This is a genomic window from Roseateles sp. (assembly GCF_031397715.1).
Classification (GTDB): domain Bacteria; phylum Pseudomonadota; class Gammaproteobacteria; order Burkholderiales; family Burkholderiaceae_C; genus Paucibacter_A.
This window is the reverse complement of sequence record NZ_JANNMI010000073.1, coordinates 1-14,993: the sequence shown is the minus strand read 5'-3', so window position 1 is coordinate 14,993 and position 14,993 is coordinate 1. Positions and strand designations below refer to the sequence as shown.

The window sequence follows — 14,993 nt, the reverse complement described above, 5'->3', positions numbered from 1 at the left end:
ATATGCGCTTTCATGCCGAAATACCACTGCTTGCCCTTTTGGGTCGAGTGCATTTCCGGGTCTCGTTTCTTGTCCTTGTTCTTGGTGGAACAAGGGGCCGCAATGATGGTGGCGTCTACAGCCGTACCGGCCTTGAGCAGCAATCCGCGCTCGACCAGCATCTCGTTGACGATGGCCAGGACTTGCTCGGCGAGCTTGTGTTTTTCCAGGCGATGGCGGAATCGCAAAATGGTGGATTCATCGGGCAGGCGACCCCAGGCATCCAACTTGGCGAACTCACGATAGATCGGCGTATCGAAGAACGCCTCTTCCATGGCCAAGTCGCTCAAGGTGAACCACTGCTGCATGAAGTGTGTGCGCAGCATGGCCTCCAGGGAAAACGGCGGCCGGCCCGTGCGGCCTTCGGGATAAAACGGCGCGATCAACTCGACCAACGCCTTCCACGGAACAACCAACTCCATCTGCCCAAGGAACTCGGACTTGCGAGTTTTCTTGACGCTGAGGGTGATGTCAAAAGAGGCCTGTTTCATGGCTGATATTTTGCTTCTGCGGGCTTACGCCTACCTCACAAAGTTGGGAGTTATGCAGGATGTCCTTGACTCGATGCCCTTATTCAAGTCGGCATATTGCCAATCTTGCGCAGTGCCGGCATGGGAGAAATCTTTCAAGTCCTGAACGATTTTGCGTACTCGCAAAATCCCTTCCTCTGATTCAGCCATCAGTGCCGGAATGTCTTCCTTCAGGAATTCGAGTTCGATTGCTTGTTTCAGCGCCGCCAAATTCGCCACAACCTGCGGATTACCGTGCGTCAACTCGGCCAACTGGTAGTGGTTAAGCAGTTTGAATAACTGAGCCAGGTACTTCTCCAAGGTGCCGAAGTTGGAGAATATGTAGCCAATTGGATTATTGATTTCATGCGCGACACCGGCCGCCAAATGACCAATCGAGGCCATTTTTTCCGACTGAATAAGATGCTGCTGAGCGAACGACAATTTGGCCGCAAGAGCCGCCACTTCCGCATGGCTTTGCGCCAACTCTCGTTGCGCCTGCGCTCGAATGAGGCAAAGCTGCCCGTAGGAGCGCAGCCGGCCGTACAACAGCTTGCGGATCTTCTGCACCGTGAGCTCGGCTTTGTCTTGGTAGTCGTCGATTTCGTAGTCACGCACAACGTCCTCGATCGCCATGGCGGCCTGTCCGTTGCGCAGCACGACCCGGGTCTGATGATTGCCCAGCTCTTGGCGAACGTAGCGCACCAGATCAAGCCCGGCCCTCGGCGTTTCCATCACCACATCAACGATGGCCAGGGCCACGTCATCGTGCGCCTCGAAAATAGCGCGCCCCTGCGCGCCCGAAAACGCACGCAGCAACTCCAGAGTTCGGCCCTCAAACTCAAACCCATCCAGGGCGAGGGCGGTCGATTTATGCACCTCTTCTTCATCGCTCACCAACAAAACGCACCACGGCTTGCTGGCTTGCGGCGCCTGGGCGGGCTCCGGCGCGGGCGTTTCGTCGAGCAAAACCAAAGTGTCTTTCGGCGAGCTATTCATGAGGTGGGCACCGGCTGGAGTACGAACGCACAGACGCGTCGGTCAGGCCGCCAGCAGCAAGCTGGCGGCCTCGTAGTGATGCTTGACTTTGGCCACCAGGGCTTCGCTGGCGGCCGGGTCCAGCCCGATTGCCTGGCAAATGCCCAGCACCTCCGTCGGCACTGGCTGCGCCGCGTCCATGGCGGGGCTGATGGCGACGGCGAGGGCCACTGCGCAGCGCACCAAGCTGATCAGCGCCGGCTCATCCGGCGCGGCCGGTTGATGGTGGTCGGTCACCGCATGCTGCAAGGCCTCAGGAAACTTCCAGTGCGACGTCAACGCATGCCCGATGCGCGCATGGTCCAGACCCAAGGTGGCCCGCTCGGCCTCCAACAAGGGGGTCTGATCGGCTTGGCTTTGGAAGGCCAGCACGGCAGCAAAATGGTCGGTGAACTGAGTAACGAGCACCAGCAGGCCGATATCGTGAAGCAAACCGGCGGTGTACGCCTGCTCGGGGTTGACCTGCAAGGTCGGGGCGAGCTCGCGCGCAAACAAGGCCGTGGCATAGGCGTGGCGCCAAAAACCACCCATATCAAAGCCGGCGCCGGCCGCACTCGGAAACGCGCCGATCAAGGCCGCCGTCGTCGCAAGGCTGCGTATCGTCCTGAAGCCGAGGATGGCAATCGACTGCTGCATGCTGGTGACTTGGTGCGGCATGCCATAGAACGAGGAATTGGCCAAACGCAAGGTCTTGGCGGTCAAGGCCTGATCCTGGGAGAGTTTGTCGGCCAGCGCGTCCGCATTGCTGTCTTCTTGGTCGATGCTGGCCAGCAGCTCCAACACCAACGCGGGCAATGAAGGCAAGGCGTTGACCTTGGACAAGACGAGATCCATCGTCAGCGTATTCATGGTGCGGGTGGCTGCGCGGCCAGCGTGAGCAACTTGCCGCTTGACTGGGAGCTGGCGCCCATGTCGTTCCAGCACATTTGGAATTTCATGCCGGCCACCTCCACCGCGGTGACGGTGCGCGCGGGTGAAGACACCACCATTGCATGCAACTCAGGCAAGACATCGGCGACGGCGAAGCCCAGCAAGGGGCCGTTGTTCGACAGCAAATGCTCGGCGGCCCGGTTTGCAAAGACGATGATATTTTCATCATCAAGGCCAATCACCGGCGTCGGAACATATTGCAAAACCTCGTGGACAACCGCCAAGCTGGTGGCATCGGCCGTCACCTGCTGGTGCGTTTCGTTCACGACGACATTCAATTGCCGATTGGCCGCCACCAACTCCTGATTGGTCGTCCGAATCTTGATATCCAGTTGCTGGTTCTCTTCAATCAACTCCCGGTGTTCAAACGCCTTGTCGATTTGTTCTCGCAGTTGTTCGTCGACCCAAGGTTTTGTCAAAAACCGATAGACGGCGCCTTCGTTGATGGCATCGGTCACCGACTGCAGCTCGGTATAGCCCGACAGCACAATACGAATCGTGCCGGGGAAGCGCAGTTTGGCCTCACGCAAAAATTCCACCCCGGTCATACCCGGCATGCGCTGGTCGGAGATGATCACGTCGACTTGATTCTTTGCCAGCAACTCCAGCCCTTCGGCGCCGCTGCTGGCCGACAAGATTTTGTGGCCGTCGCGGCGGAACAGTCGTTTGAGTGACGACACCACGTTGGGTTCATCATCCACCAACAGCAACGTGCGTTGCGGCTTGCGAAAACGCAAGAGATGCTCCGGCAGCCGGTGCCGCTCGGTCAATAGGTTTGCCAGCGTGGCGGCATCCACCGGCCGAGAAAACAAATAGCCCTGAATTTCATCGCAGACATTGCTGCGCAAGATCTCGCATTGCGTCTCGGTTTCTACCCCCTCGGCAATCACCCGCAAACCCAGGCCGTGCGCCATTGAAATGATGATCTTGGCAATCACGGTGTCGGCCCGCGTATTGTCGATATCGCGTACAAAAGACTGGTCGATCTTGACCTTGTCAAAAGGGTAGCGCTTGAGGTAATTCAGCGACGAATAGCCGGTCCCAAAATCATCCAGCGACAGTCGGAAACCGGCGTCCTTGAGTTCATGCAACATCGCTTCGCAGCGGGCCACATCATCCATCAAGGCGGACTCGGTGACCTCCAGCTGAATCAGCGCGGGGGTAATCGCTTGTTCGGCCAATACCGCACAGAAGGCCCGCGCCAAATTCGGATCATCAAACTGCAAGGGCGAAACATTCACCGCGACGGGCGGCGGCAGCAGGCCCTGGTCGAGCCATATTCGCAGGTCTTTGCAGACCTGCCGCAACACCCAAAGCCCGATCTTGATCATCAGGCCCGACTGTTCGGCAATTGGAATGAAAACGCTCGGCGAAATCACCCCCAACTCCGGCCGATGCCAGCGCAGCAATGCCTCCATGCCGCAAATGCTGCCGGTCTGCAAATCGGCCAGGGGTTGGTAGAGCACCTGAAACTCGCCCAGTTCGGTGGCCAGCCGCAAGGCTCGCACGGTATTTTCGTGCGCCAGCACATCCTGGTACATCTTGTCGCTGTAGAACTTGTAGTTGTCGCGGCCACTGGATTGGGCGCGGTGCAGCGCAATCTCGGCCGATTTGAATATAGATTCAAAGTTGGCGCCGTTATCTGGGAAGGTGGCAATCCCGATGGAGGCGGTAAGTTCAAATTCCTGCCCGCCAATTTTGAACGGCTGCGATAGTTTCCACAGCACTTCGGCGGCCAGATGCGCGGCACCCTCCGGGTTGGTGGCCGGCAGCATCAGCAAGAACTCCTTGCCTGCATGGTGTGAGACGGTGTCTTGATCCCGCACCGAGTCAGACAAGCGTTTGGCCGTCTCGATCAACAACTTGTCACCCACATGGTGGCCCATGGTTTCGGTGATGGTTTTGAAATGATCCAAGCTGATCAACATCATGCCGAGCTGTTCATTGCTGCGCAGCGCCATGCTGATGGCGTGCGCGGTGCGATCCTGCGCGAGGGTTCGATTCGGCAGCCCGGTCAGCGCATCAAAATGTGACAGGCGGTGTATATGACTCTCGGCGACCTTGGCCTGCGTGAGGTCGGTAAAGTTGCCCAGAAAATTGCAGATGTTGCCGTGCGCGTCGTGCAACACCGCAATCGTTAGAAGCTCCGGGAAAACGGTCCCGTTTTTATGCCGGTTGTAGATCTCGCCCGACCAACTGCCTTGGCCCAGCACTTCGGCCCACATGGCTTGGTAAAACGCGAGGCCATGCATCCCTGATGACAACATTCTGGGGTTCTTGCCAAGCACTTCGGCTTCCGAGTAGCCGGTAATTTCGGTGAAGGCCTGATTCACCTTGATGATTAGCCCGGCCGGGTCGGTGATGGTGATGCCTTCCTTGCTTTGGTTGAAGACCTTTTCGGTCAGCTTGAGTTGCTGCTCATGCACCTTGCGCTGGGTGATGTCATTTTGAATCCCCACAAAGTACAGCAAGGCGCCGCTCTGATCCAGCACGGGGTTGATGCTGAGCTCATTCCAAAATAACGTGCCGTCCTTGCGATAGTTCAGCAGCTCGCCCTTGAACGCCTGCTGCTGGCCGAGCGCTGTGTGGATTTGCGCCACCGTCTCTGGGTCTGTCAACGGGCCTTGCAAGATCGAGCAAGGTCGCCCGAGCAGTTCGGCACCGGTATAGCCTGTCAGCGTTTCAAAGGCCTGATTGACCGCAATCGTCAGTCGGCGGGCATCGGAGATCAAAACGCCTTGTGAAATTTCGGCCAAGGCGCGCTGGCTGATGAAGGCCTGCGTCGCAGCTTGGTACTCCTGCGTCACATCGATGAATGAATGCAGGTGGTGCAACACGCCGCCGCGGATGACTTCGCAACTCGACATCCTGACCAGGCGCAGCCCGCCATCGCGGCGCCGGAGTTGCTGAATGTCGTCAAAAATGTCTCCGCCATCGAGTTTGTATTCGGCATAACGGCGCTGGTTTTCAAGTTCGACAAACCCCAACGCGTTGAAGTCGCTGCCGACTAAGTTGGCGGCCTCCAAGCCGCTCAGGGACAGGAATTTGGCGTTGACGGTGACGATTTCAGCCGAGGGCAAACGCAGCAATTGCGCAACCGGGCTGTGTGCAAACATGTCCCGCCAAGCCTGCTCGCTGGCAAGGTTGGCCGCGTCGGCCTTGCGCCGCTGCGCCCACTCCTTCGCTACCTTCTGGGTGAACCAAGTCAGGGCAGCAGACGCGGCAACCCACAGCAAAAATGAAGCCAAGGCGAACTGTTGCCAGGCCAGCAACAGATGGGCCCGAGAGACGCCCACAACCAACACAAACTTTGGAATGCGCGCCGACCTTTTGTAGGCAAATGTGCGGAAGACCCCATCCAAGGGGCTGGCATCGACATACAGCCCCTGCGATGTCGCCGGCAAGTACTGGCTAAAGAGCGGCCGGTGTTTGATGTTTTTTTCGAAATAGGTGGCCGAGAACGGGCTGCGCATCAGTACGTCGCCGTCGATTGACAACAAGGCCAAGGAGCCGCCCGGCCCCAAATCCATATTGCTCCAGAGGTTGTCAAAAAATTGCATATCGATCGACGCGGCGATCACGCCCTGCAGGCTGCCGTCCGGCGCACGCATGGGCGCTGACACGCTGAGCTGCCACTTGCCGGTGCGCCGGCTCAGCAGCGGCTTGTCGATGAAGAATGTGCTGGCGCTGCCGGCCGCATGCGCGCTGAAGAAGCGCCGGTCGGAGAGATCCAGATCCGCCGTGCCCTCATGCGTGTCATAGACGACATGGCCATGCTTATCCATGACCCAGAGCCCATTCAAGTGCTGCGCCGCTGCCAGCTCCTTGACCAGCAGCGCGTTGGCGGTGGCCGTGCTCAGTTGCCCGCCGGCCTTGAGTGCGGCAAACTTCAGCTGCACCAGTTGCAACAATTGTTCCGCTGATTCAAAGGATGCGCTGGTGTGAACCTCTGCAAACTTGACGTAAGCGGTGGCGACTGCCGCCCCTGTTTGCAGCGCCTTGGTGTGCATGACCGACACGACCAAAAGCCAGAACATCAGCAGTGCGGCAACGACGCCTAGCCAAACCCAAAAGAGTTTGCGCGTCACGCCGTGCTCCACAACCAGGTTCAATTTCATCGGCAAAACCTCGGTGTTCAGAGCCGCCAAGTCGGCGCCAACGCTGATCTGATATCGGCCAAGCTCTGAAAGACTTGAGGCCTGCCCGATTATTCCGATCCTGGTGCTGGTTGCCCAGGCCGCCGTTGCAAATTGCCGGCACTCAAATCAAGATTTTCGGCCTGAATTACCGCCGCGTGCGGAAACTGAAGCCGCAATGAGTCGCCGGCCAAACCCAGGTCACCGACCACCACGCTGCGCACCCCCTGCGGCGGCCAGTACCGTTGCGCGAAGGCCAAGATTTGTTCGGCGCTGACGCGTTCGATATCGGCCTCGTAAGTGGCCAGGTCGGCCAAGGCTTGCCCGCTTTCGATCTGCTCCGCAGCCATCGCGGCGAGCGACTGGGTGGTTTCCATTTGACGGGCCAAGTCGCCGATCAAACCATTGCGGCGCGCCAGCAATTCAGCCGCCGGCACGAGCTCGCTGCTCAAGCGCAGCAACTCGTTGCGCAGCAGTTGCGCCACTTCGGCGGCGTTTCTGTGTTCGGTCTGGCTGCTCAGCAAAAGCAGGCCGCCTGCGGGCAAGGATTCGGCGCTGCTGTAGGCGCCGTAGCTCAGGCCGCGCTTGATGCGCACCTGTTGGTTGATGCGGGAGGAATAGCCGCTGCCCAGGATCGCCGTGGCCAGGGCGCCGCTGTGCAAGTCGGCACGGTTGGCCGGGCCGGGCAGGCCGGGCAGGCCGGGAAGGCCGGGCAGGAGGGCCGGGTAGGGCGCCAGCAAGAGCACGGCGCTTTGGCCGCTGCCGGGCAGGTCCACCAAGAGATTGCGGGCGCCCAGGCCTTGCGGGTCCAGCAAGGTTTCGGATCGGGTCTGCCTGGGCGCAGCGTGAGTTCTGCGCCAGCCGCCAAAGTAGCGCTCGGCCAAGCGCTTGCCTTGGGCGAGATCGAGGTCACCGGCCAAGATCAGCGTGGTCTGCTCAGGCGCCAGGTGTTGGCGGCAAAAGGCCTGCACATCGTCGCGTCGAATGCGCGCCAGTGAGCGCTCGGTGCTGAGGCGACCGGGCGGGGCGTCGCCCCAATGCAGGCGCCAGGCGAGCTTGTGCGCCAAGACCGCCGGGTCGGCCGCCGCCAGTTTGAGGGTCTGCTGCAGCTGCAGCCGACTGCTGGCGACCTCCCGCTCCGGCAATGTCGGCGCGCGCAAGACATCGGCCAGCAAGGCCAAGCTGCCGTCCAGGTGCGGCGTCATCACCGTCATGACCAGTCGGCTGGCCTGCGCGCCGGTGCTGATGTCCAGCCCGCTGCCCAGCGTGTCGGCGGCATCCGCCAGTGCGCTGGCATCGGCCTTGATAGGGCCCCGGCGCGCGCCCTTGCCGAGCACGCCGAAGCTGAGTTCGGCCAAGCCGCTCTTGCCCGGCGGATCGAGCAGGCTGCCGGCCTGCACGCTCAACAGCGCCGTCACCAAAGGCAGGCCACGCCGCTCGATCACCACCAACCGCATGCCGTTGGCCAGCGCCGCCTGCGCAAACGCCGGCATCAGCAAGGGCTGCGCCGGCGCGGGCGGCGGCGGCCACGCAAAGTCACCGGCTTGCGCAAAGCCGCACAAACTCAAGGCCAGCAGCCAGGTAAAGCGCTTCATGCCCTGCGACCTTGACTCGGCCTTGCGACACCGGATCCGTACAGCAGCGTCACCCGCGCGCTCTGCTGCACATCGCGGCGCACCACGCGTTGCACATCGGCGGCCGTGACCGCTTGCAAGGCCGCCAAGTCGTGTGCGGCCGCGCCGGCGTCGCCGCGCAGGGTGGCCGCCAGCCCCACCACCTCGGCCTGGCCTTGCGGGGTTTGCCTGGCGACCAAGGCGGCGGTCAGCAATTGGGTCTTGGCCTTGTCCAGCTCGCGCGCGCTGATCGGTTCGTCCGCCAGCCGTTCCACTTCTCGCGCCAGCGGCGCTTGCAAAGCGGCGGCCGAGCGGCCCTCGGCGGCCACCGCATGGGCCACCAGCAAGCCGGCTTGCGCATTCAGCTGCGCCTCGAAGCCCACGCTTTGCGCCAGCTGGTCGCGGGCCACCAGCGTCTCGTTCAAGCGCGCCGAGTCGCCCAGCGCCAACAGCGCCTGGGCGACCTGCCAGACCGCAGCGTCGGCGCTGTCGGCGCGCGGCCCCTGCCAGATCAGCAGGGCGGCCGGCAGCGGTGCCTGCGCGCTGGGCAGATGGTGGGTCTGGTCACGCAAACGGCGCGGCTCGACCACCTGCTGGCGCGGAATCGGCCGTGCCGGCCGCGCGATGCTGCCGAAGTAACGCTCTACCGCAGCGTCCAGCCGCGCGCCGTCAAAAGCCCCGGCGACGATCAGCACGGCATTGTCAGGCCGGTAGTAATTGGCATGGAACTCATTGACGTCGCTCAGGGTGGCGGCGTCCAGTTCTTCGATATTGCCGATCACGGGCCGCCGGTAGAGGTGGACCTGGTAGCCAAAGCCGGGCACCGCATGGAAGAGCCGGCCATAGGGCTCGCTCAGCACGCTCTGGGCGTATTCCTCCTTGACGACGGCGCGCTCGCTGTCGAAATTCGCCTGATCCACCGTCAGGTTGGACATCCGCTCGGCCTCGGCCCACAACACCGGCTCCAGATGGTTGGCCGGCACGACGCAGTGGTAAGCCGTTACGTCCTCGGCGGTGAAAGCATTGTTGCTGCCGCCCACGTCCTCGGTCATGCGGTCGAATTGCTCGTTCGCCATATGGCGCGTGCTCTTGAACATCATGTGTTCAAACAGATGGGCGAAGCCGCTGCGCCCGGCCGGGTCATCTTTGCCGCCGACCCGGTACCAGAGCTGTACCGCGACCGAGGCGCCGCCGCTGGGCAGCTGGATGAACTCCAGGCCATTCGCCAAAACCCGCCGCTGCAGCTGCTGCTGCTGCTGCGGGAACGGCGCCGTGCCGGCTAGCGCGCCCAGCCCATACAGGCCGGCCAGGCCCGCGCCGGCCCGCAGCAGATCGCGGCGGCGGCTTGAAAATCTAAATACTGCATCCGTCATGCAGCAAGCATATCTGGCAGCTGGCAGACTAGCGGCCTGAACCAAGGAGCCTTGATGAAATTCGCATACACGATTGCTTATGTTGCCGACGTGGCCGCGTCGCTGGCCTTTTATGAGGCCGCCTTCGGTCTGGCCACGCGCTTTTTACATGAATCGGGCAGCTACGGCGAGCTGGAGACGGGCGCCACCGCGCTGGCCTTTGTGGACCACGCGACTGCACGTGACAGCGTCGGCGCGGATTACGTCGCCGCCGGCAGCAGCGCCGCGCCGCTAGGGATCGAGATCGGCCTGGTCTGTGACGATGTGGCGGCGGCGTTTGAGCGCGCCGTCAAGGCCGGGGCAACCGCCTTGAATGCACCCAAGACCAAACCCTGGGGCCAGACGGTCGCCTACCTGCGCTGCCCCGACGGCACGCTGGTGGAGTTGTGTACCGCAATGAGTTGATGCGCCACAGACGCCGCTTACTATGGCGGCCATGATCACCTCGCTGGACTTAGCTCTGCTCTACCTCGTCGCCGCCGTGCTGGGCGTGGTGGTGTGCCGCTCACTCAAGTTGCCGCCGATGTTGGGCTACCTGGTGGTCGGCGTCTTGATCGGCCCGCACGCGCTGGCGTTGGCCGGTGACACCGCCAGCATCCGCTACCTGGCCGAGTTCGGCGTGGTGTTTTTGATGTTCGTGATCGGGCTGGAGTTCAACCTGCCCAAGCTTTACAGCATGAGGAGGCTGGTGTTCGGCCTGGGGCTGTGGCAGGTGGTCATCACCATAGTCGGGGCGGTCGGCCTGCAGTTCTTGCTGACCTGGGGCCTGGCAGCGGCGGGCCACAGCTGGGGGCTGGACTGGAAGGCCGCCCTGGTGCTGGGCGCCGCGATGGCGATGAGCAGCACCGCCATCGTGGCGCGCCTGATGGCCGAGCGCCTGGAGCTGGAGAGCGAGCATGGCCGGCGCGTCATCGGCGTGCTGTTGTTCCAGGACTTGGCCGTGGTGCCGCTGCTGGTGATGATCCCGGCACTCAACAGCGGCGGCGCCGAGATGGCCGAGTCGCTTGCCTGGGCCACCATCAAGGCGGCCGTGCTGCTGACGATTTTGTTGGTCGGTGGGCAAAAAGTGATGCGCTGGTGGCTGACCCGGGTGGCGCGCCACAAGAGCGATGAGCTGTTCATGCTCAACCTGCTGCTGGTGACCTTGGGCCTGGCCTGGCTGACCGAACACATGGGCTTGTCGCTGGCGCTGGGTGCCTTTGTGGCCGGCATGCTGATCGCCGAGACCGAGTTCAAGCACCAGGTGGAGACCGACATCCGGCCCTTTCACGACGTGCTCTTGGGCCTGTTCTTCATCACCATTGGCATGAAGCTGGACTGGCACACCTTGATTGACCAATGGTGGTTGGTGCTGCTGCTGAGCGTGCTGCCGATCTTGATCAAGTTCGGGCTGATTGCCGGCCTGGCCTGGCTCTTCAAGGCGCCCACCGGCGTGGCCTTGCGCACCGGCATCTATCTGGCGCAGGCGGGTGAGTTCGGCTTTGTGATCCTGACCCTGGGCGTGCAGCACCAGCTGGTGGCACCGCAATTTGTCAGCCCGGTGTTGGCCGCGATGGTGATCTCGATGTTTGCCGCGCCGTTTTTGATCATGTACAGCAACCGCATCGTGATGAGGCTATCCAGCAGCGACTGGATGATGCAGTCGCTGCAGCTGACCAGCATCGCCAAAAAGGCCTTCAAGGCCGAGAGCCATGTGATCATTTGCGGCTATGGCCGCAGCGGCCAGAATCTGGCCCGCTTGCTGGAGGGTGAACAGATCCCTTACATGGCCCTGGACCTGGACCCCGACCGCGTGCGCCAAGCGGCAGCCGCCGGCCAGAGCGTGGTGTTTGGTGACGCCGCACGCCTGCAAAGCCTGATGGCGGCGGGCCTGGCGCGCGCCAGTGCGGTGGTCATCAGCTACCCCGGCACGCCCTCGGCGTTGAAGATCTTGCGCCTGGTGCAAGAACATGCGCCGCAGGTGCCGGTGATCGTGCGCACGATTGACGACACCGATCTGGAGCGCCTGCGCGCGGCGGGTGCGACCGAGGTGGTGCCGGAGGCGATTGAGGGCTCACTGATGTTGGCCAGCCATGCGCTGGCGCTGGTGGGTGTGCCGATGCGGCGGGTGATTCGGCTCACCCGTGACGCGCGGGATGCCCGTTATGGCCTGTTGCGCGGCTACTTTCACGGCGCCGACGACGACACCGCCGAGGAGCGCCAACAGGCCCGGCTGCGCACCGTCACCCTGCCGGCCAGCAGCACCTATGTGCACCAGCGGCTGGGGCTGTTGTCCTTGCATGCGGCGGGGGTCAAGGTGGTGTCGGTGCGGCGCGCCAATGGCCGGGTGCTGGACGCCGATGACCAGTTGGAACTGGCGAGCGGCGACACCTTGGTGCTGTCGGGGTTGCCGGAGGCGTTGGCGCTGGCGGAAGAGAAGCTGCTGAGAGGGTAATGCGGGGCTGCGCCACGCTGAATTTTTTGGCCTGGATGGAGGGGATGGAGGGGATGAAGAAATTCAGCCTGAATTCGCCAAGGCCGGCCGTTGATGCTTGGCCGTTGAGCTCAGCCGACAGTTGACGAATTTGCACCCATTGCATTGATCCCTTTCATCCCCTTCATCCTGGCTAAATATCTTCTGTTGGCGCGAGCAAGCTGAAAACTTTGCAAGGCCGACAGCTCGATGTGCGGCGGTTTAAAAGGCCAGGCTGAATTTTTGGCCTGGATGGGGGGATGAAGGGGATGCTGAAATTCAGCACGTAGGTTGGAGTGAACGCCGTGAACTCCAACTTGGCACAGGCCGAACAAGCCTGACCTTCGGCACATCAGCACTACCCGCACGATGCCGGGAGTTCGCCCCGGCGGCCGACCCTCTTCTCTTGTCTCGCCAAGAGAAGAGGGCAAGAGAAGGCGACCCTGCCGCATGGCCCTGCGGGTTCGCTCAGATGCTCAAATTTGCCGGGCCGCGCCCAACTCACTTCGCTACGCTGCGTTCAAACAAGGGGCGCGAAACCAGTGCTTGAAGTCGCTGCGCGACGCCCTGCAAATTCTCCGCTCTTCGCCCATGCAGAAGGGGCTGAACTCCAAGAACACGGCTCGCTGCGCGTCGCCTTGAGGGGTGCGCGCTACGCGCAGCACCTCGCAAGTCGCCAGCCTGCGGGTCAGGCCTTTAAGTTTTAGACCTGGCCCCGGCCTTGCACTTTCAGTCCGAATCCGCCAAGGCCGGCCGGTGATCCTTGGCCGCTGAGCTCAGCCGACAGTTGACGAATTTGCACCCATTGCATTGATCCCTTCCATCCCCTTCATCCTGGCTAAACATCTTTTTTGCTCACATGAGCAGGCCGGCAACCTTGCCTACTCGACGCCTCAGTTTGACAACTTCTACGCTGATGAATATCATGAGACATACCGTTGTTTTCAAAGAGCCAGACATGCAGCAAACTGCCAAGATATTTGCCACCGGCCGCAGCCAGGCGGTACGCCTGCCGCTCGAGTTTCGCTTTGACGTGGCCGAGGTCTTTATCCGTCGCGACCCGGCGACGGGTGATGTCGTGCTGTCGCGCAGGCCCACGGATTGGCAAGGCTTGCTTGATGCGGTGGCTCAAAACAAGGGCGAAAATTTTGACTTGGAGCGTCGCCAAAGCCACGCCCGGCGTGACCCGTTTGAAGTTTGACTTTTGAAAGCAGCCCGCCATGAGCCTGCGCTACATGCTCGACACCAATGTGGTCAGCCACATCATGCAGGGCCGCGACGCTGAATTGCTGGGACGTTTGACGCAGTTGCCGGTGGGGCAAGTGGTGATGTCCAGCGTCACCTTGGCCGAGCTGGAATACGGCATGCATCGCAAAGGCCAGCCCGAGCGCCTGCGCAATGCCATGAATCAAGTGCTGCTGCGCGTGGACGTGCTGCCGTGGGATCAGCAGGTAGCCACTTGCTACGGCGAGTTTTGCGCCACGCTGGAAGCCCAGGGCATCAATCTCAGCGACTTTGACATGATGATCGCCGCCCATGCGGTGGCGGTGGACGCCACCCTGGTCAGCCGTGACCGGGCGTTTGCGCAAGTGAACGAGCGCCTGAAGCTGCAGGTTTGGTAGGCCGGAAAATTTGGCGAGGCCGGCAGATCGATGTGCGGCGGTTTGACTGGGCAGGCTGAATTTTTTGGCCAGGATGGAGGGGATGGAGGGGATGAAGAAATTCAGCCTGAATCCGCCAAGGCCGGCCGTTGATCCTTGGTCGCTGAGCTAAACAGGCAGTTGACGAATCCAAGCCAACTGCATTGATTCCTTCCATCCCCTTCATCCTGGCTAAATTTCTTTTTTCTTGCGCAAGCAGTCTGGAAACTTTGCGATGCCGACAGCTCGATGTGTGGCGGTTTGAAAGGCCAGGCTGAATTTTTGGCCTGGATGGAGGGGATGAAGGGGATGCTGAAATTCAGCACGTAGGTTGGAGTGAACGCCGTGAACTCCAACTTGGCACAGGCCGAGCAAGCCTGACCTTCGGCACATCAGCACTACCCGCACGATGCCGGGCCGAACATCCGGCATCTGCCGGTAGAACAATTGCGGACAGACCAAGCTAAAAGGGATGAAGAAATTCAGCCTGAATCCGAGACAGCTCGCCGCCGATCGAACACCTGAATTTTGGCGTTAGGTTTCTTGTGATGAAGAGGCGGCTGAGGGTCAAGTCTTTAATCGAGCAGCGGCTGAGGGCTGGAGGGCTGAGGGTCAAGTCTTTAATCGGTCAAGGGCTGAGGGTCTCGGGCTGAGTCGGGCTGAGGGGAGTCGGGCTGAGGGTCGTCGGGCTGAGGGTCAAGTCTTTAATCGTTAAAGTCGGGCTGAGGGTCAAGTCGGGCTGAGGGTCAAGTCTTTATTCGTTAATCTAGGTCAAGGGCTGAGGTCAAGGGCTGAGGGTCGTCAAGGGCTGAGGGTCAAGTCTTTAAGTCAAGGGCTGAGGGTCAAGTCTTTAATCGTTAATCTAGGTCAAGGGCTGAGGGTCAAGTCTTTAATCGTTAATCTAGTCAAGGGCTGAGGGTCAAGTCTTTAATCGTTAAAACAAGGGCTGAGGGTCAAGTCTTTAATCGTTAATCTACTAACGATTAAATCGGGCTGCTGAGGGTCACAGCGGCTGAGGGCCGGCTGAGGGTCAAGTCTTTAATCGTTAATCTACTAACGATTAAAGACTTGACCCTCGGCTCTGGACCTTACCTTGACCCTCGGCTTTGACTTTTAATCTACTAACGATTAAAGACTTGACCCTCGGCTTTGGTGCTCGGCTTTGCCTGACCCTCGGCTTTGCCTTAATCTACTAACGATTAAAGACTTGACCCTCGGCTCTGG

10 protein-coding genes are annotated in these 14,993 nt (G+C 61.0%); 4 read left to right on the top strand and 6 right to left on the bottom strand.

Annotation, left to right across the window (positions count from 1 at the left end):
• The 6 genes from RMO57_RS03355 to RMO57_RS03330 form a co-directional block, all read right to left on the bottom strand.
• A partial coding sequence (locus tag RMO57_RS03355; RefSeq protein WP_310384208.1) for an IS5 family transposase occupies nt 1–530 on the bottom strand: 530 nt, incomplete at its 3' end.
• 30 nt (nt 531–560) lie between these two features.
• Nucleotides 561–1,547: a histidine kinase dimerization/phospho-acceptor domain-containing protein gene (locus RMO57_RS03350; RefSeq protein ID WP_310384206.1), complete on the bottom strand. Its 987-nt coding sequence runs from the start codon at nt 1,545–1,547 to the stop codon at nt 561–563.
• A 42-nt stretch (nt 1,548–1,589) separates the two neighbouring features.
• Nucleotides 1,590–2,435 carry an HDOD domain-containing protein gene (locus RMO57_RS03345; RefSeq protein WP_310384204.1) on the bottom strand — a complete coding sequence of 282 codons (846 nt, stop codon included), beginning with the start codon at nt 2,433–2,435 and terminating at the stop codon, nt 1,590–1,592.
• Nucleotides 2,432–6,604 (bottom strand): EAL domain-containing protein, encoded by a 4,173-nt coding sequence (locus RMO57_RS03340; protein ID WP_310384202.1) that lies wholly within the window; start codon nt 6,602–6,604, stop codon nt 2,432–2,434. The genes RMO57_RS03345 and RMO57_RS03340 overlap by 4 nt, the downstream gene beginning before the upstream one ends.
• Before the next feature lie 119 nt (nt 6,605–6,723).
• A complete protein-coding gene (locus tag RMO57_RS03335; protein ID WP_310384200.1) occupies nt 6,724–8,247 on the bottom strand; it encodes a pitrilysin family protein in 1,524 nt (507 codons plus the stop codon).
• Nucleotides 8,244–9,638, bottom strand: coding sequence for a pitrilysin family protein (locus tag RMO57_RS03330; protein WP_310384198.1), 1,395 nt, complete (start codon nt 9,636–9,638; stop codon nt 8,244–8,246). The genes RMO57_RS03335 and RMO57_RS03330 overlap by 4 nt, the downstream gene beginning before the upstream one ends.
• Before the next feature lie 54 nt (nt 9,639–9,692).
• Between RMO57_RS03330 and RMO57_RS03325 the strand changes: the two genes are divergently transcribed.
• The 4 genes from RMO57_RS03325 to RMO57_RS03310 all read left to right on the top strand — a co-directional run bounded on the left by RMO57_RS03325 (nt 9,693) and on the right by RMO57_RS03310 (nt 13,751).
• Nucleotides 9,693–10,082, top strand: a complete 390-nt coding sequence (locus tag RMO57_RS03325) for a VOC family protein (RefSeq protein ID WP_310384196.1) — start codon at nt 9,693–9,695, stop codon at nt 10,080–10,082.
• Between the two features lie 31 nt (nt 10,083–10,113).
• Nucleotides 10,114–12,111, top strand: coding sequence for a monovalent cation:proton antiporter-2 (CPA2) family protein (locus tag RMO57_RS03320; RefSeq protein WP_310384212.1), 1,998 nt, complete (start codon nt 10,114–10,116; stop codon nt 12,109–12,111).
• Nucleotides 12,112–13,087: 976 nt separating this feature from the next.
• Nucleotides 13,088–13,330, top strand: coding sequence for an AbrB/MazE/SpoVT family DNA-binding domain-containing protein (locus RMO57_RS03315; protein ID WP_310384210.1), 243 nt, complete (start codon nt 13,088–13,090; stop codon nt 13,328–13,330).
• Between the two features lie 19 nt (nt 13,331–13,349).
• Nucleotides 13,350–13,751: a type II toxin-antitoxin system VapC family toxin gene (locus tag RMO57_RS03310; protein WP_310384194.1), complete on the top strand. Its 402-nt coding sequence runs from the start codon at nt 13,350–13,352 to the stop codon at nt 13,749–13,751.
• The last annotated feature ends 1,242 nt before the right edge of the window (nt 13,752–14,993 follow it).